Origin of the sequence: Vibrio sp. D401a, from assembly GCF_030248515.1 — a bacterium.
GTDB lineage: Bacteria > Pseudomonadota > Gammaproteobacteria > Enterobacterales > Vibrionaceae > Vibrio > Vibrio rotiferianus.
The window spans coordinates 1-18,585 of the sequence record NZ_JAHGAI010000043.1 but is presented as its reverse complement, the minus strand read 5'-3'; the positions used below and the strand labels follow the sequence as shown (position 1 = coordinate 18,585).

The 18,585-nt window shown below is 45.3% G+C and carries 13 protein-coding genes; 5 read left to right on the top strand and 8 right to left on the bottom strand.

The window, feature by feature from the left end; genetic code table 11:
• Positions 1-79: 79 nt before the first annotated feature.
• From KIV41_RS17435 to KIV41_RS17410, 6 genes are all read right to left on the bottom strand, one after another.
• Complete coding sequence (locus tag KIV41_RS17435) at positions 80-1,000, bottom strand: amino acid ABC transporter permease (protein ID WP_285337135.1); 921 nt, start codon at positions 998-1,000, stop codon at positions 80-82.
• Between the two features lie 78 nt (positions 1,001-1,078).
• Positions 1,079-1,897: a transporter substrate-binding domain-containing protein gene (locus KIV41_RS17430; protein ID WP_045385164.1), complete on the bottom strand. Its 819-nt coding sequence runs from the start codon at positions 1,895-1,897 to the stop codon at positions 1,079-1,081.
• A gap of 9 nt (positions 1,898-1,906) precedes the next feature.
• Positions 1,907-2,704, bottom strand: coding sequence for an amino acid ABC transporter permease (locus KIV41_RS17425; RefSeq protein WP_045385167.1), 798 nt, complete (start codon positions 2,702-2,704; stop codon positions 1,907-1,909).
• 3 nt (positions 2,705-2,707) lie between these two features.
• Positions 2,708-3,442 carry an amino acid ABC transporter ATP-binding protein gene (locus KIV41_RS17420; protein WP_171307069.1) on the bottom strand — a complete coding sequence of 245 codons (735 nt, stop codon included), beginning with the start codon at positions 3,440-3,442 and terminating at the stop codon, positions 2,708-2,710.
• 209 nt (positions 3,443-3,651) lie between these two features.
• Positions 3,652-5,130 carry a pyruvate kinase gene (gene pyk / locus KIV41_RS17415; RefSeq protein ID WP_285337132.1) on the bottom strand — a complete coding sequence of 493 codons (1,479 nt, stop codon included), beginning with the start codon at positions 5,128-5,130 and terminating at the stop codon, positions 3,652-3,654.
• 129 nt (positions 5,131-5,259) lie between these two features.
• On the bottom strand, positions 5,260-6,639 hold the full coding sequence (locus KIV41_RS17410) for an MFS transporter (RefSeq protein ID WP_252042796.1): 1,380 nt from the start codon (positions 6,637-6,639) through the stop codon (positions 5,260-5,262).
• Positions 6,640-6,926: 287 nt separating this feature from the next.
• On the opposite strand from KIV41_RS17410, the gene KIV41_RS17405 reads away from it, so the two are divergent.
• Genes KIV41_RS17405 through KIV41_RS17395 form a run of 3 tightly spaced genes read left to right on the top strand, consistent with a single transcriptional unit; the run spans position 6,927 to position 11,813 of the window.
• Positions 6,927-8,192 (top strand): ABC transporter substrate-binding protein, encoded by a 1,266-nt coding sequence (locus tag KIV41_RS17405; RefSeq protein ID WP_285337130.1) that lies wholly within the window; start codon positions 6,927-6,929, stop codon positions 8,190-8,192.
• Positions 8,193-8,200: 8 nt separating this feature from the next.
• Positions 8,201-10,555, top strand: a complete 2,355-nt coding sequence (locus tag KIV41_RS17400) for an ATP-binding protein (protein ID WP_285337128.1) — start codon at positions 8,201-8,203, stop codon at positions 10,553-10,555.
• The gene (locus tag KIV41_RS17395) at positions 10,545-11,813 is read left to right on the top strand and encodes a sigma-54 dependent transcriptional regulator (RefSeq protein ID WP_285337126.1); all 1,269 of its coding nucleotides are present in this window, start codon (positions 10,545-10,547) and stop codon (positions 11,811-11,813) included. Before KIV41_RS17400 ends, KIV41_RS17395 begins: the two co-directional genes overlap by 11 nt.
• 24 nt (positions 11,814-11,837) lie before the next feature.
• On the opposite strand, the gene KIV41_RS17390 is transcribed toward KIV41_RS17395, so the two are convergent.
• The gene (locus KIV41_RS17390) at positions 11,838-12,470 is read right to left on the bottom strand and encodes a lysoplasmalogenase (protein WP_285337124.1); all 633 of its coding nucleotides are present in this window, start codon (positions 12,468-12,470) and stop codon (positions 11,838-11,840) included.
• Between the two features lie 237 nt (positions 12,471-12,707).
• The gene (locus KIV41_RS17385) at positions 12,708-13,856 is read right to left on the bottom strand and encodes an iron-containing alcohol dehydrogenase (protein WP_285337122.1); all 1,149 of its coding nucleotides are present in this window, start codon (positions 13,854-13,856) and stop codon (positions 12,708-12,710) included.
• A gap of 181 nt (positions 13,857-14,037) precedes the next feature.
• Here KIV41_RS17385 and KIV41_RS17380 point away from each other — a divergent pair, with 181 nt between their 5' ends.
• Together KIV41_RS17380 and KIV41_RS17375 are read left to right on the top strand one after the other, a co-directional pair.
• The gene (locus tag KIV41_RS17380; protein ID WP_285337121.1) at positions 14,038-14,937 is read left to right on the top strand and encodes an AraC family transcriptional regulator; all 900 of its coding nucleotides are present in this window, start codon (positions 14,038-14,040) and stop codon (positions 14,935-14,937) included.
• A gap of 444 nt (positions 14,938-15,381) precedes the next feature.
• Positions 15,382-18,543, top strand: a complete 3,162-nt coding sequence (locus tag KIV41_RS17375) for a chitinase C-terminal domain-containing protein (RefSeq protein WP_285337120.1) — start codon at positions 15,382-15,384, stop codon at positions 18,541-18,543.
• The last annotated feature ends 42 nt before the right edge of the window (positions 18,544-18,585 follow it).

The following is an 18,585-nucleotide window of genomic DNA, read 5'->3' as shown; positions in this document are numbered from 1 at the left end:
TGCTATTCATATTTTCAATGTAACAATATGAGGGTTCTATTGAAACCCCATTCGGTATCGAATTGCGAGGCTTATTGAGTTAATTTGAAATAGATTCCGATTTTTTCTCGATGTACCTAAAAAACATTGATAGACCGAAACAAATCAGGAAGTAAACAAAGCCGACAATGAGCCAAATTTCGAAAATGTAGCCTGAAGAGTTCGCCATTTCTGTACCGACGAAGGTCATTTCTTGAATTGAGATCAGTGAGACGATTGAGGTGTCTTTGACTAACGAAATAGTTTGCCCTGCAAGCGCTGGTGTAATGGCTTTTAGTACCTGTGGCGCAATGACGAAGCGATATTTGACCCAAGATGAAAGACCGAGAGAGTCTGCCGCTTCCCATTGGCCTTTATCAACGCTCTGTAATCCAGCACGCACCACTTCTGCAATGTAGGCAGAAGAAAGCAGACCAACACAAAGTACGCCGGATGCCAAGTTTTCCCAAAGATTCGCTGGGCCGAATAGGAAGTGTTGAATAGAGTTAGGTTCGCCACGGTAGTTGCGAAGAAGATCTTCTAACCCAAGTAACGGAATCAGCTGGTTAGAAATAAAGAAATAGAAGATAAATACGAACACCAATGGTGGGATATTTCGTACCAACTGAATAAACGCGTTGGCGGGTGTGCGCAACCAGACAGCATCTGAGAAGCGTGCCAGACCGAGTAGGGTACCCAATACCAGCGCAAAGGTTATGCCCCAGAGGCTAAGGCGTAAGGTTGAAATTAAGCCTTGAAAAAAATATGGTAAACCACCGTCTGATCTGGGTGTGAATAACAGATCAATCGCATCTTTCCAATGCCAGATGTAATTAACACCAACAGTTGAACGATGGTAGAGCCAAACCCCAACAAACGCACAGATGGCCAGTAGCACCCAATCGAGTAGGTTAAAACGGCTGAAGAAAAAGCCTGAATTAGATTTGGTTGGTGCAACGCGAGAGGTGGTTTGTCCGCTCAAGGTTCGACTCCGTTAGTAAAGAAGAAACCGACCCGCTAAACGAGTCGGTGTATTTAGTTATTGCAAACGTTGGGGGCGTTATTGACCCTGTGCAATTTGGTCTTGCCAATCAAGCGTTGAGAACCAGTATTCGTAACGCTCATCTAGCCAACCATCTTGAGTACGTGCTTCAATCCATTTGTTGAAGAAGGCTTTTTTGTCTTCCTCACCTAAACGAACAGCAAAGGCTTCGTTACCTTTCGATAGACGCTCTGTAAATGGAATGAATAGTTTGTCTGCGTGTTTGACCGCTTCGTGCTCTGGTTTTGGGCTTGATGCGATTACAGCGTGCGCATTTCCGTTAAGGACTTCTTGAAATGCTTGAGCATCGTCATCGAATTGAAGGATCTTTGCTTTAGGGAAGGTTTCGCGCGCAACTTGAACGGTGAATGCACCGCGACGAGCGGCAATTTTCACGCGGCGAGAGTTGAAATCAGAAAACTCACTAAAGCCTTCGGCTAACTCTTTGTTTGCCGCGACTTGAACGCCAGAGTGGGAATAAGGTTCCGTGAACAGCACGCTCTTAGAGCGTTCAGGGGTAATCGACATTCCGCCAATGATAACGTCAAATTTTTTCGCCAACAGAGCAGGGATAATTCCGTCCCATGCTGTCGGTACGAATTCGACTTTCAAGCCAGAATCAGCAGCAAGTCGTTTTGCTACGTCGATTTCAAAACCAATTAGCTCACCTTGCTTATTACGCATCGCCCATGGTACGAATGTCGACATACCAACGCGAAGCGTGCCGCGCTCTTTAATTTGATCTACGTTTGGTGTTGCTGCTTCTTCATTGGCTAATGAAGGTAAAGCAATCGCAAGCCCCAGTAATGCAGTAATGGTCGCTTTGAATAACTTCATGTTATCTCCTTATAATTTGCGCCAACTGGCTCCTAGTTTGTGTTCCAGCCAAGCGGATAAGCCAGAAAGTGATAATGTGAGAGCAAGGTAGATTGCTGCCACAGTAAACCAGATTTCAAATGGCATCGCCGTTTCAGAGACGATGTTTCTTGCCTCGGTTGTGAGGTCGAATATTGCCATCACACTGACGATTGAAGAGTTCTTAATCAGAGAAACCACTTCATTGGTCAATGGTGGCAGAGTACGTTGAAGTACCTGCGGAAGAATCACGTCTTTGTAGGCAAAGAAAGGGGATAGCCCTAGGGTCTTCGCCGCTTCAAACTGACCTTTTGGAATGCTGTTTAAGCCAGCACGGAATATTTCTGCAGTGTAAGCACCTTGGAAAAGCGATAATGCTAAGACCGCAGTACTGAACCTGTCTAAGCCAATAACAGGGCCAAACACGAAGTAGAGCAGGTAAATCTGCACCAGTAGCGGCGTGTTGCGAATCAACTCTACATAAGCGGTACCCATCGCGTTGCCTACTTTGGAGTTGCTCAGGCGCAGCAACGCGGTGACGAAACCAATAACCAAGGTGAAGAATAGACTAAGTGCAGAGATTTTTAGGGTAACGAGTAGGCCATCTACTAATTCTGCAGGCCACCACTCACCATCTTCATAAAAGGCGATGTAGTCTGGCACGCGCTCCCATTGCCATTGATAACCCATCGCTTGTGCTCCAGAATCGAGCACCCAAACGATCGCAACCAATAGAATCGCGATTTGTAATATGGCTTGTAAAACGGGTTTTAGGATTCGAAATACCATCGGCTAGTAGCTCAGAATCTGATTTAAAAACGCTTGAGTGCGAGGGTGCTGTGGTGTCTCAAAGAGTGCGATTGGTGAGTTCATCTCGATGATTTCCCCTTCGTCCATAAACACCACTCGATTCGCGACCTTCTTCGCAAAACCCATTTCGTGAGTCACACAAATCATGGTCATGCCGCTTTGTGCAAGTTCAACCATGACGTCTAATACTTCGTTGATCATTTCAGGATCGAGCGCAGACGTTGGTTCATCAAACAATAATAGGTCAGGTTCCATGCAAAGCGAACGGGCAATTGCGACACGCTGTTGCTGACCACCGGAAAGCTGAATGGGGTACTTGTTGGCTTGCTCTTCGATGTTAACGCGTTTGAGATACTGCATGGCGCGCTTTTCCGCTTCTTGTTTAGAAAGCTTAAGCGTGCGAATAGGGGCAAGGGTGAGATTTTCTAAAACCGTTAGGTGTGGAAACAGATGAAAGTGTTGAAACACCATACCCACTTTGCCAGGTTTCTGCATTTTAGAATCGGCTGGCTGTTCGAAAACGCTGAGCTCGCCTTCTTGAATAGATTCTAAGTGGTTGATACAACGGATAAGTGTGGATTTACCTGAACCAGAAGGGCCACATACAACTACGATTTCACCGGTGTGTACTGAAAAATTAATATCTTTAAGGGCGTGGTATTCACCGTACCACTTGTTTACGTTGTTAAATTCAACAACAGGAGTGTTCTCGTTCAAAGGGGCACGCTTTTAGTGATAACAATGGAGCTACAATAGCAAGTTATGACCTTAATTTCATTAACTTAAGTCCCTTATCTAACGAGGATGTAAAGGTTTGGTTATATCGTGTGCTATAAAAAAGACCTGCCATGTGGCAGGTCAAGTCCCTATGGAGCAAGTTATGGGAGAAAAATTCAAGTTCGAGCTTGAATAAGGGGGAGGTAAGACTACGCCGCGATATCTTCGGCAGGCTTGACGTGAGAAGTCATATTCAAGCTCAGTAAGCGACAGGCATTAATTTCCCCCATGCCTTCTATGGAATCCAGCTGAGTCATTAAGATTGATGAGATATGAGCTTCGCGAGCCTTCTGGCGTAAACAATCTACAATCTGCGGTGCTAGTTCGATTTTGGCTCCTGCAGCTTTGAAATGCAAAGGTTCAACTCCTCGCAGGATTGTCATTTGTGCAAGTAAAGCAGGATTATCACTAAGAGCCCAAATCTTAGTCTTACTCTGGCATCGAGACATTAATAGCGGCGTTTCTCCATGTTGGGTTAAAATCGCAACGCCAAGATCTTGATGAGCGCGAGAAGCCGAAATCATCGATGAGAGCGCAAAGCTTTTACCGGGGGTAGAACATAGATGTTGAAGGCTATCCCAGCAGTCGTGGTTACATTCCAGTTCGTGCTCTGCACCTTGTGCGATACGAACCATAGCTTCGACTGCTTCGATTGGGTATTTACCCGCTGCGGATTCTGCTGAGAGCATAACAGCGTCTGTCCCATCAATAATCGCGTTTGCCACGTCTAGCACTTCAGCCCGAGTAGGGAGTGGGTTTTCGATCATTGATTCCAACATTTGTGTCGCAGTGATCACAGGTTTACCCCAATGCTTAGAGCGATTAATTAGTGATTTTTGAACCATCGGTAATCGCGCGTCACCTATCTCTACACCTAAATCGCCGCGAGCAACCATGATGATGTCTGATGCGATAATTACGTCATCCATAGCTTCTTTGGTTTCAACTACTTCGGCACGTTCTACCTTAGCTACAATCTTGGCATCGCAACCTGCTCTATGCGCTAAGCTGCGAGCGTACTCGATATCTTGTGCATTGCGTGGGAAAGAGATAGCAAGGAAGTCGGCACGAAGTTTTGCCGCGGTTTCGATGTCTTGAATGTCCTTCGCGGTAAGAGCAGGTGCAGAAAGACCGCCACCTAATAAGTTGATGCCTTTACGGTTAGATAATTTACCGCTATTTAATACTGTTGTTTTTATCCATTGCTCGTTAGTATCGACTTGATTTACTTTAAGCTGAATGCGGCCATCATCCAGCAGCAGAATATCGCCTACGTTCACATCTTGAATTAGCTCTGGATAATCAAGGCCAACCATTTCTTGGTTGCCAGCTTTTGCGTCGAGTGTTCCGCTCAGAGTAAACACTTCCCCTTGATTGAGTTGAATAGCACCATTCTCAAAGCAAGAAATACGAATTTTGGGGCCTTGTAAATCCACTAGTACTCCAACATAAGTGTTTAGCTCGGTTGCAATTTCACGAACCAAATGCGCACGTGCAATGTGCTCTTGTGCGGTTCCATGCGAAAAGTTGAGCCTGACTATGTTAGCGCCTGCTTTGATTAAGTTAGTCAGTGTTTCACGACTTTCACTCGCTGGACCTAGCGTGGCCACTATTTTGGTTTTACACATTTGTCACCTCAATCGACATATAAAAAGGAAAATAAAAATAGGGGGCTATTAATTTCGTAAGCACTCTTAGCAAAAGAACTTAAGAAATTGGAGAAGTAAGCGGGAGTAGCCTCCCGCTTTTGTTATGAATTAGTGACTAGGGCGAACTTCTAGCTCTGTTTCTTCAACAGGGTCGATATCAACCACTTTCTTCGCATTCCAAACAGTCAAAGCAAGAAGCAGAGAAATTACACCAGCGGCTAGCCAGAAATATTGCGCTTGCGAGAAGTCGTATTTGGTTACGCCATCAATTTCGGTGATTTTGATAAGAGAAGCAGATACTAGCTCTTGACCAGAAGCAGCGATGTAAGAGAACAGGCCGATAAAACCTTTAACTGCACCAACAGCATTCTTAGGCATTAGGTCACATGCAGTTAGACCAGCAAGGAAGACAACTAGGCCACCAATAGCGAAACCAATCAAACCTAATGCAACTGCGTCAACAATGCGGTTGTCTGGACCAAAGAACATCAAGCACATACCACCAATGTTTGCCAATCCGTAAAGTAGAGTTGGGATGTGGCGATTAGAGTTGAACAGCTTGTCAGAGATAATGCCCGATAGTATTGCACCTGCGAGACCAGCAATTGGGTAGGTAGACATTGCAAAACCAGCGTCGATCAATGAGTAACCTTTTGCCTCTTGGAGGTAAAGAACAGCCCAAGAAGACATTGCGTAACGTGAGATGTACATCGCCGCACATGCCGCAGCAATTAGCCAAACTGTTGGTTGCTTCATGATGAACATTTGAGCGCGACGAGTTTCTTTCGGGTCGTTCTTTTTCTTAATCTCAGGCTCTTCGTCAAACGCAGTTGCTGAATCCGGCAAGCCGTAAGTTTGTGGGCGATCTTTTAGGATGAAGAACATACATAGTGCTGCTGCAATCGCTGCGATACCGGCACCGATGAAACCGGCGCGCCAGCCAAAGTAGCTCACTAGAGAAGCAGTTAAGATCCAGGTGATACCTTCACCGATGTTGCGTGAACCACCCCAAATAGAGTATCGGCTACCACGTTGCTTTGGTGAGAACCATTGGAATAGAGACACACAAGAAGGTGCTGAACCAACAGATTGGAACCAACCGTTTAGCCCCCAGAGTAGAACGAAGAAGAAAGCCGTTGTGTTCAAACCCATGGATACTGCTGTGATACCTGACAGTAGCAGTGAGAACGACATAAATCGGCCAATGTTGGCATAGTCAGAAAGGAAGCCGTTCGAGAACTTACCAAAAGCGTAAGTGAAGAAGAAAGCTGAACCCATGACGCCGAGTTCTTCGATAGTTACGATGCCTGCATCCAGCATTGGTTTTTTTACAACGCCTAAACTCATACGTACTACGTAGAAGACGGCGTAACCAAATACCAAACCTAAAAATACATGCCATTGGTAGCGTTTGAAACGCGCCTGCATTTCCTCTTTCGAGCCATCTGAAAGAGGGAGGTCAGGGCGTGTTTTAAAGAAGTTAAACATGTTGCACTCCAAGTTTTAATTACAAATTTTTTGTCGCAGGGCCATCTTGGAGTGACAGATTGCACAGTACAAAGGCATGAATTTGAGACAGAATTGACTCATATTGATATTTAGGCTGAGTCAAAAACGGGAATTTAGAACGGTAGCCTGAGACTTGTTACTGATAGAATATGCGTAGTTTTGGTTGAAGTGCGTCAATAATGACTCAAACACACTCTGTAAGATTTTTTGACAATCTGTAATAGATTTGAGTTACCGCACATTATTTAAGGTTTTTGGTTAGTTTGATGGCTGATTTCAAGCAATTGGGGCGTTGTTTACTTCTTGGTGCTGCCCTTTATACACCGCTCACAACCGCTGCAGATAAAGAGCTGGTGATACTCACTACTTTTTCTCAAGCGCCTATCACCGCTTTGGTGGATGACTTTACGCAGCACTATCCCGATGCGGAAGTAAGAGTGGTTCACCGACGTACGCAATCGAGTCTGCAATTGCTAAGCAAAAGCTATATGAAGGATATCGACTTGGTATTGAGCTCATCTCCATTTTTGATGCAAGAGCTGTCTGACGAACATCGTTTAGCTGATATGTCGTCTAGCGTGCAAGTTCCGAAATGGTTATCTGCTTATCTATTGCCGAATAACGAACAAGTTGTTGCTTTTGGATATTCTGGGGCGGGAATTGTTTGGAACAAGGATTATTTAGCCGCAAATCATTTGCCAGAACCGAAGCGTTTTCAAGATTTGACCAACCCTCTGTATTTTGGTCACGTCACAATGAGTACGCCAAGCCGCTCAGGAACAACTCAGCTGATGGTTGAGAGTGTGCTTAGTCGATATGGTTGGAAACAGGGCTGGCGTATTTTGCTCAATGTAGGAGCAAATTTGGCAACGATTTCATCACGGAGCTTTGGGGTTGCGGACTATATTGCCAAAGGTAAGTTTGGTGTTGGGCCAACTATTGACAGTTATGCATTGATCGCCAAGCGTAAGTTTGATTACGTCGGTTTTGCTTATGATCAAGACTTTACGCTTATGCCAACCTATATTGCCCAAATAAATCGAGGAGAGAGAGACAAGTTGGCTGAAGCCTTTGTTGCGCATTTGCTTTCAAAAGAAGTTCAAGAACAAATGGAAAGCAGCGCATTTTCAAAAACGGCCCTCTATGATACGGCTCGATACAGTGGTGAAAACCCAATACTCGATCTAAAACAGGTGATGCCGAGAGAAGCACTCATCAATTTGATTTTTGATACTGCGATTACTAAGCGTCTTCCAGAGTTACAAGATGCTTGGCTCACTCTCATTAAATTTGAACAGAACCCTGAACAACAGTGCTCACTAAAGGCTATCGAGAAGCAGTTGTTTGAATTGCCACTGAGCAAAGAACAAATAGCTCCAATTGCTCAAAAGCTGGCGACATTGGATATAGATTCCGAAGTAGGTATGACGCACTACCAAGCATTGTTGGCGGAGTTTTCTCATGAATTAGGCCGTGCTATGTCAGAACAGTTGGACAATGTAAATCAACAATTGGCTAAGTGTCGGGGGTAAGGGAAGTAGTGTTGTACCCGAAGTATAAAACCATTGGAGCTCGTTTAGTTGCTGCTTTCGCTTGCAGTACGATGTTGCTCACTGTGGTGTGTATGGTTGCTTGGGCAACGTGGAATAGTCTAGACAATCAGGTGCGGATTTTACTGGAAGATAGCGTACCAAAATACAACGCCAGCTACTTTCTCGAAAGTAAAACCAGTGAAATAAACCGACGCGTTGAAGCGCTTCAAGTTGTTAACAACAAAGTACAGCTCAATGAACAAGCGATGCAGGTGAATGAAGAGCTAGCTTCTATTTCAACCGTTCTAAAGAGCAATAGAATGAATTCGGAGTTCTATCAGTTACTTGAATCGGAAGCCGGACTTGCTTCGCTACTGGCAAAGTATGTCGATCTGATTTCCTTACGAATCGACCAAAACCGCCGAGTCGATCAATTGATGGAGCAAATTAACTGGCTTCACCAAGATATCCGCTCGGAGCTCAAACCTCTTCGCCAAGAAGTGCATTGGCAGATTGAGCGGGTAAACGATTCAAAAGATATTCAAAGCTTGCTGGTTCAACTGAGTACATTACAAAAGGTTATCGATGTTGAATCGGCGGTGTATGACATGGCTATTGACGTTGCCGGTGCCTCAATGCCGGAGCAGGTCGATAATGGGATGAAAGTAATTCACTTTCGCCTGATGGATCTTCAAGAAAGCAGTACAACGTTGATGAATCAACCAACATCAATCGCTTATAAGCAATTGCTGCAAGAACTTGCCGTGGTGTTGAGTCAAGATGGTGCGTTCGAAAAACAACTTATGTCACTAGTGAAACTCAACGGTGGCATCAAAAAGATGCAAGAGCAGATTTCACTTAGTATGGATGCCATTCATCAACAAATCGGTGAGTTGGTTGTTATCGCAGATCAAACGTTCAAACAGGTGAAAACTGAAACTGCGGAGCGTGTGTCATATGGTAATCACGTTTTGCTCGTTTGCTTCAGTATTTCGATCATGACGAGTATGTTCCTGACGTATTATTTTATCAATCGCCGCATTGTGGCGCGTTTGATAGGGCTGGGGGACAGTATTGATGCCATCATAAAAAACGATCTCAGTCACCCAGTTGTGGTGGACGGAAATGATGAAATCGGGCGCTTGAGTGAAAAACTCATCGAATATGGTGAAAAGGTACAAGAAATTCAACGTACTAATGCCTTGAGTCTAATCAACAATACCACGGCAAGTTTGATCACGAGTGACCTCAAGGGAGTAGTAGAGTCTGCAAACTTGAGTGCTCGTAAGTTATTGAAGCTTGGTGAAGTTAACGAAAGTTATCCGATTTGGGAGTACTTCCCTGAGAGCTGCCGAGATCAGCTAAAAAAGGTATTTGATGGCTCGCACTTGTGGATTGAACTTGGAAAAATTCATGTGACCTTGTCACTTGGAGGGGAGACCCCTACATACGTACGTTTCGATATTCGCCCTTTTGCCCATGGTGCTGAATACAAACTTATCATGACTATCACTGATGTGACGCATCAAGAAATCACCACGCGTACATTGGAAAGTCGAGTGTTAGAAAAAACGCAAGACTTGTTGCTGAAAAACCAACAGTTAGAAAACGAAATTGAAGAGCGAATTCGAACCGAAGACAATCTTAAAAAAACACAAGATGAGCTTATTCAAGCAGCGAAAATGGCGGTTGTAGGGCAAACCATGACGAGTTTAGCGCATGAGCTTAATCAACCACTAAATGCGATGTCGACGTATTTGTACAGTGCGAGAATGTTTCTTCAACAAGAGACGCCAGATAAGGTCAGCGAGTCGATCACGCATATCGAGGGTTTGACGACTCGGATGAGCAAGATTATCAACAGTTTACGCCAGTTCGCACGCAAACCAGAAGGGGAGAGAGAGGTGAAACCAGTATGCATTCATGAGGTGGCGGAGCAAGCGTCTACCATCGTGAATACGCGCGCAAAACGTCAACAGATCACGATAGAAAATAAGTTACCTGACGATGTGAAAGTTCAAGGTGATATGTTGTCGTTGGAACAGGTTTTCATCAATGTCTTAGTAAATAGTTGCGATGCGCTAATGGAAAGCACAAGAGAAGAGAAAAAACGAATTAAAACGGAACTGGTGGACCGGAGTAAGCAAACCACACTGGTTGCGATCAGTGATAATGCCATTGGTTTTGGAGAAGAGATTGTGCCACGGATTTTTCAGCCTTTTGTTTCGACAAAAGAGGTTGGCCTAGGGCTGGGGATGAATATTTGTAAATCATTAATAGAAAAGCATAAAGGAAATATCTACCTCGCTTCCTCACTAGAAAAAGGTGCGATGGTTGTGTTGGAGCTACCTAATGAGCAATAACCTATATTCAGTATTATTGGTCGATGATGATCAAGACGTTTTGGATTCTTATTCTTACTTAATGAACATCTCATCGATAAAGTCAAAGGCCATTAACGACCCAACGCAAGCGTTGCAATACGTCTCTCCAGAGTGGGCGGGCGTTGTAATTCTAGACATGTACATGCCACAGATGCATGGCTTAGAGTTGCTGAGGCTGATTAAAAATATCGATGAGCGAATTCCGGTTATTGTGATTACTGGGCATGGCGATATTCCGATGGCAGTGGATGCCGTGAAGCTAGGTGCGTGTGAGTTTTTGGAAAAGCCGATTAATCCGACGGAGCTTTTAACGCTTGTTAAGCAGCAGCTTGAAACTCGTACTAGTCAGGTGGAGTTGCAGCGTCAGGCGGAGAAATCGATTTCGCGTTCACTAATTGGTAAGTCTGCGCACATGGAGCAGATCCGAAAATACGTAGCGCAATATGCTTTGTTGGACACGCACTTGGTGGTTTATGGTGAGTCGGGCACAGGACGCCACAGCGTAGCTGGGGTCGTCAAAGATATGATGGCGAAGAGCGAAGACATGGAATATCTCACTCTTGCTCTCAGTAGCACCACAACAATGAAGTGTATTGATGATGCGGTTAACAAGCTGGAACCGTGTGTGCTTGTTTTAGATAATTTGCCTGAATTGCCCGAAGAGGGGCAACGGCATTTGGCTCAGTTGCTGCTGGCCCGTGAGCGTTGTGGAAAAAAGAACCTGCGTGTGGTGACGATTTTTGAGTTAGAACCTGAAGACTACATTGCTAAGAACCAATTGTTGCCAGAGTTATACTACCTGCTTAACCAAGGGATGGTGCACGTGCCACCTTTGCGCCAGCGACCTGATGATATCGTGGCGATATTTCACTACTTCTTAAAGTTGAGTTGTAAGAAACTCGGCAAAGCACTGCCAAATGTAGACACCAACTACCTTGCTCTTCTGAGGAGTTATCCGTGGCCGGGTAATATTCGCGAACTTAGAAACATTGCTGAGCTGTACGCAATCGGGATTGTTAAGCTGACAGGTAAAGAGCGTATCTACTCACAAAATGATATTCAGATCCCATTGGATGAATTGGTGGACGATTTCGAAAAGCAACTCATAGAAGATGCACTGTTCTTGCATTCTGGGCGAGTTTCCGATGCCGCCAACCATCTGCAAATACCCCGCAAAAAGCTGTATTTGAGAATGAAAAAGCATTGCGTTGAAAAAGGAAATTACAAGTCTCGATAGTATCTATTTAACCGTTTGTATTAGTTAGCGAATTACTATAGCGGAGACGGACATGGCAATAAGGAGTTGTGCTGAGTAATAGGTCGCCATTGCGACTTGGCGGGAAAATGTGGAAGTGCTGCCAAAGCGTTCAAACGCAATCACGATGCCGGACATGGTGAAAATGACACTCCCTAACACCGCGAAAGCCGAAGATTGAGTCTTACCGGCAGCATAATACTCCATCGACATCCATAACATCGTCATCAAAACGATGATATAGCTGGCGACTAACCATTTTTCTTTCCCTAAATCAGGTTTAAAGAATAAGTACGCACAGATGCCGAAGCCCAAAACCGCAAAGGGCAGCCAAGGCGTAAAATGCCAAGCGGCAATTTGGATGAAGCCTAACGCATAGCATGTTAAAGCGGCACAAAAAAACTTTATTCCTTGAGTGAAGCTATCCTTTGGATACATCATCACTAAATCCCCAATGAGTGATAATGAGAGTCCTGAAATAATCCATTTTGCGTAAGGAAGCTGGATTGCTGGAGACAGTAACAACATACCGATCATAGCAATAATCGGTATTGGTTTCGTCGCAAAGAACAGCCATTTAGGACCGGTCTTGATGCTGATGATGTGTATGAACGCACTGGCAATAATAATTAGCCACATACGATGAACCTTTGAATAGACATTTTCCCCTTCGGACCGTCGCGAGACGGCAAACTACTGTTTCTTTGATTTTAGTTTTGGAATGAGTATTTGCTGCGTTTAATGGATAAGTTAGGTTAAATTATCGCAAATAGCGCATTTACTTATTATTTATGTCCAAATTAACATAAAAAAACGGCATTGAGCTCAAAAGAACTCAATGCCGTGAAAAAGGCAGTAAATTGATAGGTTGGGTTGTTATGCTACCGCTAGGTCTAGGATCTTGCGGCTGTTTTCTAAATCAATTGCCTGGTTTTCACCCAACACCGTCATACCGTGTTTGTTTAGCTGAGCGATCACAGAATCAATAGCTGCTTCACGGTCATCTCCGTACTCTTCAAGTTGAGTTGCTACGCCTAGCTGGTGGTAGAAAGCTTCGATGGCTTGAATAGTGCGCTCTGCCAAATCTTCACCTTCTGCTAAGCCAAATACGTTATGACCCATTTGCTCAAGCTTAGGGCGTTTAAATTGCATTTGGTTGCGAAGTAGCGATGGTTGGATGATAGCCAGTGAACGCGCGTGGTCTACGTGCCAAAGCGCTGTCAGTTCATGGCCAATCATGTGTGTCGCCCAATCTTGAGGGACACCGCTACCGATGAGACCGTTTAATGCTTGGTTTGCTGTCCACATTAGGTTTGCACGCCATTGGTCGTTATCGCGCTCTTCGAACTGATCACCCAGCACTTTTAGGTTTTTCAGTAGTGCCTCTGCGTAACCGTCTTGAACCATTGCGCCCGTTGGCAGTGTTAGGTATTGCTCACAAACGTGAACCCATGCATCCACAAGACCGTTGATAAGCTGACGCTCAGGTAGGGTCTTCATTACGTCTGGGTCAAGAACCGCAAACTTCGGCTGAACTGCAGGTGCTAAGAACGCCAATTTATCTTGCGTTTCTTTCTTAGTGATTACAGCACCCATGTTTGACTCAGAGCCTGTTGCCGGAAGAGTAAGGATGGCTGCCAGCGGTGTTGCTTCTGTTACTTGATGTTTGCCCACCATGATATCCCAGCCATCACCGTCGTATTTCGCTGATGCTGCTACGTACTTAGAACCATCAATAACTGAACCACCACCAACAGCAAGAATAAAATCAACGTTTTGTTCTTTTGCGATAGCAACTGCTTTATCTAGCGTTTCCTTCGTTGGGTTTGGCTCCACGCCTGAAAATTCAAGCCATTCACGGCCTTCTAAGGCTTGTGCTACTTGGTCGTAAACACCATTGTTCTTGATAGAGCCGCCACCGTAGATAACAAGTACTTTTTGATCGGCAGGAATCGCCTCTTTAATTGCCGCGATTTGGCCTTGGCCAAAGAAGATTTTAGTAGGGTTGACGTATGAAAAGTTCATTATTAGACCTCTTGCTTCCAATGTGAGGAGAGTGAATACATGCATATTAGTACGCAGTTTTGTCTGTGAGTAGACCGATTTCTGCAAATTTATTGCCTATTTCTACAAATATGCCCCTCTTGTGCTGGAACTGTAATCAGAACTCCAAGTATAGTGCGTGGGTAATGATTGGAGTGAAGCAATGAAGACACTAGCTGAGACAATGCAGCAATACGCCACTAAGTTTGGCCTAGATGAACTAGAGGGTATTAAAGAAACCGCCATTGATGGCGTGTGGTTTTATCGCAGCAATAAAGGTAACAATCGTCAACCTTTCGTATATCAATCCGGTGTCATTGTTTTGGGACAAGGGTATAAGAACATCCACATCGGTCAGACTCCAGTTCGCTATGGACCAGACGACTACTTGGTGGTTGGGGTTCCTATGCCGTTAGAGTGTGAAGCGATTGCAGTCGACAATGAACCGCTGCTTGGGATTTCCATAGATATCTCTCCAGCTATGTTGCAAAAACTCGTCAAAAAACTGGAATCACAACGTTTTAGTAATGTCTGTGAAGACTCGACTCGTTGTGGTCTAAAGTCAGTTCGTATGAACGAGCAGATGTTGGATGCGTGCAAGCGTTTGATGACTGCGTTATGCGACGAGCTGGAAGTGGCGATGCTTGGTGACATGTTATTGGAAGAAATTGTTTATCGAACGCTAGTAAGTGAGTCGGGACACGTTTTATTTGATCTGGCATACCAAGAAGGCTCATATGCCAGAGTAGCCAAAGCGCTTAATAGAGTTCATCAAGAGTATCATGAACAGCTCAATGTACAGACGCTTGCCGAAGAAGCAAATATGAGCATATCAGCATTTCACCAAGCATTCAGAGCCGTTACTTTAGAATCCCCCTTGCAGTACATTAAAAAAGTTCGACTGAATAAAGCACGAGAACTCATTCAGTTAGAAGGAAAAAGGGTGAATGATGCAGCTCGACTTGTTGGCTACAGTAGCCCGTCTCAGTTTAGCCGTGAGTACAAACGTCATTTCAATGAAACACCTAGAATGACCAAGTTACCAACAGAAAGCGCGGGCTGACTCTAACAAGTGTAGTGCTGCAGCGGTGAGTGAAAGCACGACTTTGTAGAATAGGGGGATTGAACTTGTATTTTGGCACTTGCCTGAACAGCTCTTTGTGTTTCGAAAAAGCAATCAGCTCTATACCGCAAAGCATTGAAAAACGTTAAAAAGTGGCAAGGTAATCTGGAACGGGTACACCAAATTTAGAATTTTGTTCTACTTATTCAGCAGTTTGCGACGGATATATTTATTTGCACTTTAAAATTAGTTATTGGTGCAAAATAAGTTGCGTTTTGTTGCAGTGTTTTAGTGGTTTGTTGCGATGTGCTGTTGAAAATCTATAAATATGTAGTGTGAAAACCTGTCGTTGTACTTAAGTTATTTTACGTCGAAATAAAAGTAAAAGTGCGTTTTATGTGACGTGTTTACTATCGTATTAACAACAACTTAAGGAAGAGCACTATGCACCTTAGAAACGGGAAAGCGGCAAAGAGTGTATTCACACTCAGTACTTTGACTGCATCTTGTCTAATGGCATTCAACAGCTATGCAGCCGTTGACTGTAAACCTCTAGAAGCTTGGGATTCATCAAAAGTTTATAATGGTGGTGATCAAGTTCAGCACGAAAATAGCGCATATAAAGCGCGCTACTGGACGCAAAACAACAACCCAGCTCAATCAGGTGAATGGGGTGAGTGGGAGAGCCTTGGCGCTTGTGATGGCGACCCTGTTGATCCACCACTTAACGAAGTACCGACTGTTTCACTAACTTCTCCTTCTGCGTCGGCTTCTATCACAGCTGGTGACGTCGTTAACCTTGCCGCAGACGCTGCAGACACAGACGGTACAGTCAGCAAAGTGGAGTTCTTTGTTGACGGCGCATTGGTTGGCACATCAACTGCAGCACCTTTCACTGCTTCATGGACGGCGACAGAGGGTGTTCACGAGTTCTCAACGAAAGCTTATGACGACAAAAATGCAGCGAGCACAGTAAGTGCTGTTACGTTGACAGTCGCTGCTGGTCAACCTGGTAACGAAGCGCCAACGGTAGACGTAGCGCTATCAGCCACTTCTGTTGAGCTTGGCGGTACGGTAACAGTTTCAGCTACTGCGGCAGACGCAGATGGTACCGTTGCTAAAGTTGAGTTCTTTGCCGCAGGTGCACTGATTGGTACAGCGACCGCTGCGCCTTACGCTGTGGATTTCACTCCAGCAGCGGCAGGCTCGGTATCGATTTACGCTAAAGCGACTGACGATGCTGGCGCAACAACAGATTCTTCCCTTGTATCGCTATCAGTTAATGGCGGTGCAGTCACTTCAAACTGTCGTCCTGATGGCCTGTACCAAACGGCTGGTGTGGATGTTCCTTACTGTACGATTTACGACAAAGACGGCCGTGAATTGATGGGGGCCGATCACCCACGTCGTGTGATTGGTTACTTCACAAGTTGGCGTAGTGGTGATGATCCACAAGCGGCTTACCTCGTGAAAGACATTCCTTGGGATCAGTTAACTCACATTAACTACGCGTTTGTAAGCATCGGTTCAGACGGTAAAGTGAACGTTGGTGATGTGACTGATCCAACTAACCCTGCAACCGGTAAAACTTGGCCGGGTGTAGAAGTAGACCCGGCACTAGGCTTTAAAGGTCACTTCGGTGCACTTGCTACTTACAAGCAAAAGCATGACGTTAAAACGCTGATCTCGATTGGTGGTTGGGCTGAAACAGGTGGTCACTTCGGCGCAGACGGCAATCGTGTTGCGGATGGTGGTTTCTACACGATGACAACCAACGCAGACGGTTCAATCAACCACGCAGGTATCGAGAAGTTCGCGACTTCTGCAGTTGAAATGATGCGTACCTACAAATTCGATGGTCTAGATATCGACTACGAGTACCCAACGTCGATGGCGGGGGCAGGTAACCCTTACGATAAAGACTTTATGGAACCACGCCGTCCATACCTATGGGCTTCTTACCAAGTGCTAATGAAGGTTCTACGTGAAAAACTGGATGCGGCATCTGCACAGGATGGGCATCACTACATGTTGACCATCGCAGCGCCTTCTTCGGGCTACCTACTGCGTGGTATGGAAACCTTCGATGTGACTAAGTACCTCGATTACGTCAACATCATGTCTTACGACTTACACGGTGCTTGGAATGATCACGTTGGTCACAATGCGGCACTGTTCGATACAGGTAAAGACTCTGAGCTTGCGCAGTGGAATGTATATGGCACTGCGGCTTACGGCGGCATCGGCTACTTGAATACTGACTGGGCTTACCATTACTTCCGCGGTTCTATGCCTGCTGGTCGTATCAACATTGGTGTGCCTTACTACACCCGTGGTTGGCAAGGGGTAACAGGTGGTGAGAATGGTCTTTGGGGACGTGCGGCGCTACCGAACCAATCAGAGTGTGCTCCTGGTACTGGCGAAGGCGAGAAGAATAACTGTGGTCACGGCGCGCTAGGTATCGATAACATGTGGCATGATACCGATCCTAAGGGCAACGAAATGGGTGCAGGTTCTAACCCAATGTGGCATGCGAAGAACCTAGAGAAAGGCATTTGGGGTTCTTATGCTCAAGCTTACGGTTTAGATCCAGTAAACGATCCTACAGACCAATTGGTTGGCACATACACGCGTAACTACGACGATATTGCTGTTGCACCATGGCTTTGGAATGCAGAGAAGAGCGTATTCCTATCAACAGAAGACAAAGCGTCTGTAGAGGTGAAAGCCGACTACGTTATCGATAAAGAGATCGGCGGTATCATGTTCTGGGAACTAGCCGGTGACTATAACTGTTACGTACTAGACGCGAACGGTAACCGTACTACGATTGATGCAACTGAACAGGCTTGTGCTGCGGGTAATGGTGAGTACCACATGGGTAACACTATGACTAAAGCGATTTACGACAAGTTTAAGTCTGCAACACCTTACGGTAACAAGATTGCGACAGGTGCTATCCCAACAGAAGCTGTTGATATAGCAGTGAGCGTTGGTGGCTTTAAAGTGGGTGACCAAAACTACCCAATCAATCCTAAGATCACGTTCACAAACAACACAGGTCAAGCAATTCCTGGCGGTACGGAATTCCAGTTCGATATTCCTGTATCTGCACCGGATAACGCGAAAGACCAGTCTGGTGGCGGTCTAAGTGTGATTGCTTCTGGTCATACTCGTGCGAACAACATTGGTGGTTTGGATGGTGTAATGCACCGCGTATCTTTCTCGCTACCAGCATGGAAAGACCTACCAGCGGGCGGCACTTACGAGCTTGATATGGTTTACTACCTACCAATCTCTGGCCCTGCTAACTACACGGTGATTTCTGGCGGTAAAGAGTTTGCGTTCAAGTTTGAGCAACCAGATCTACCAATTGGTAACTTAAATTCCGGCACTGGTGGTGGCGGTGGTACTGAGCCTGGTACTTGTGACACAGCAGGCCTTGTGACTTACCCAGATTTCCCACAAACGGACTGGCAAGGTAATCCAAGCCACGCTAACCAAGGTGATAAAGTGATTCACAATGGTGTGGTATACCAAGCAAACTGGTGGACAGCATCAGAGCCGGGGAGTGATGGTAGCTGGTCGACAGTATGTAACATCTAATACAGATTGAAAGGATGACAAAAGCGCGCGATTTACATCGCG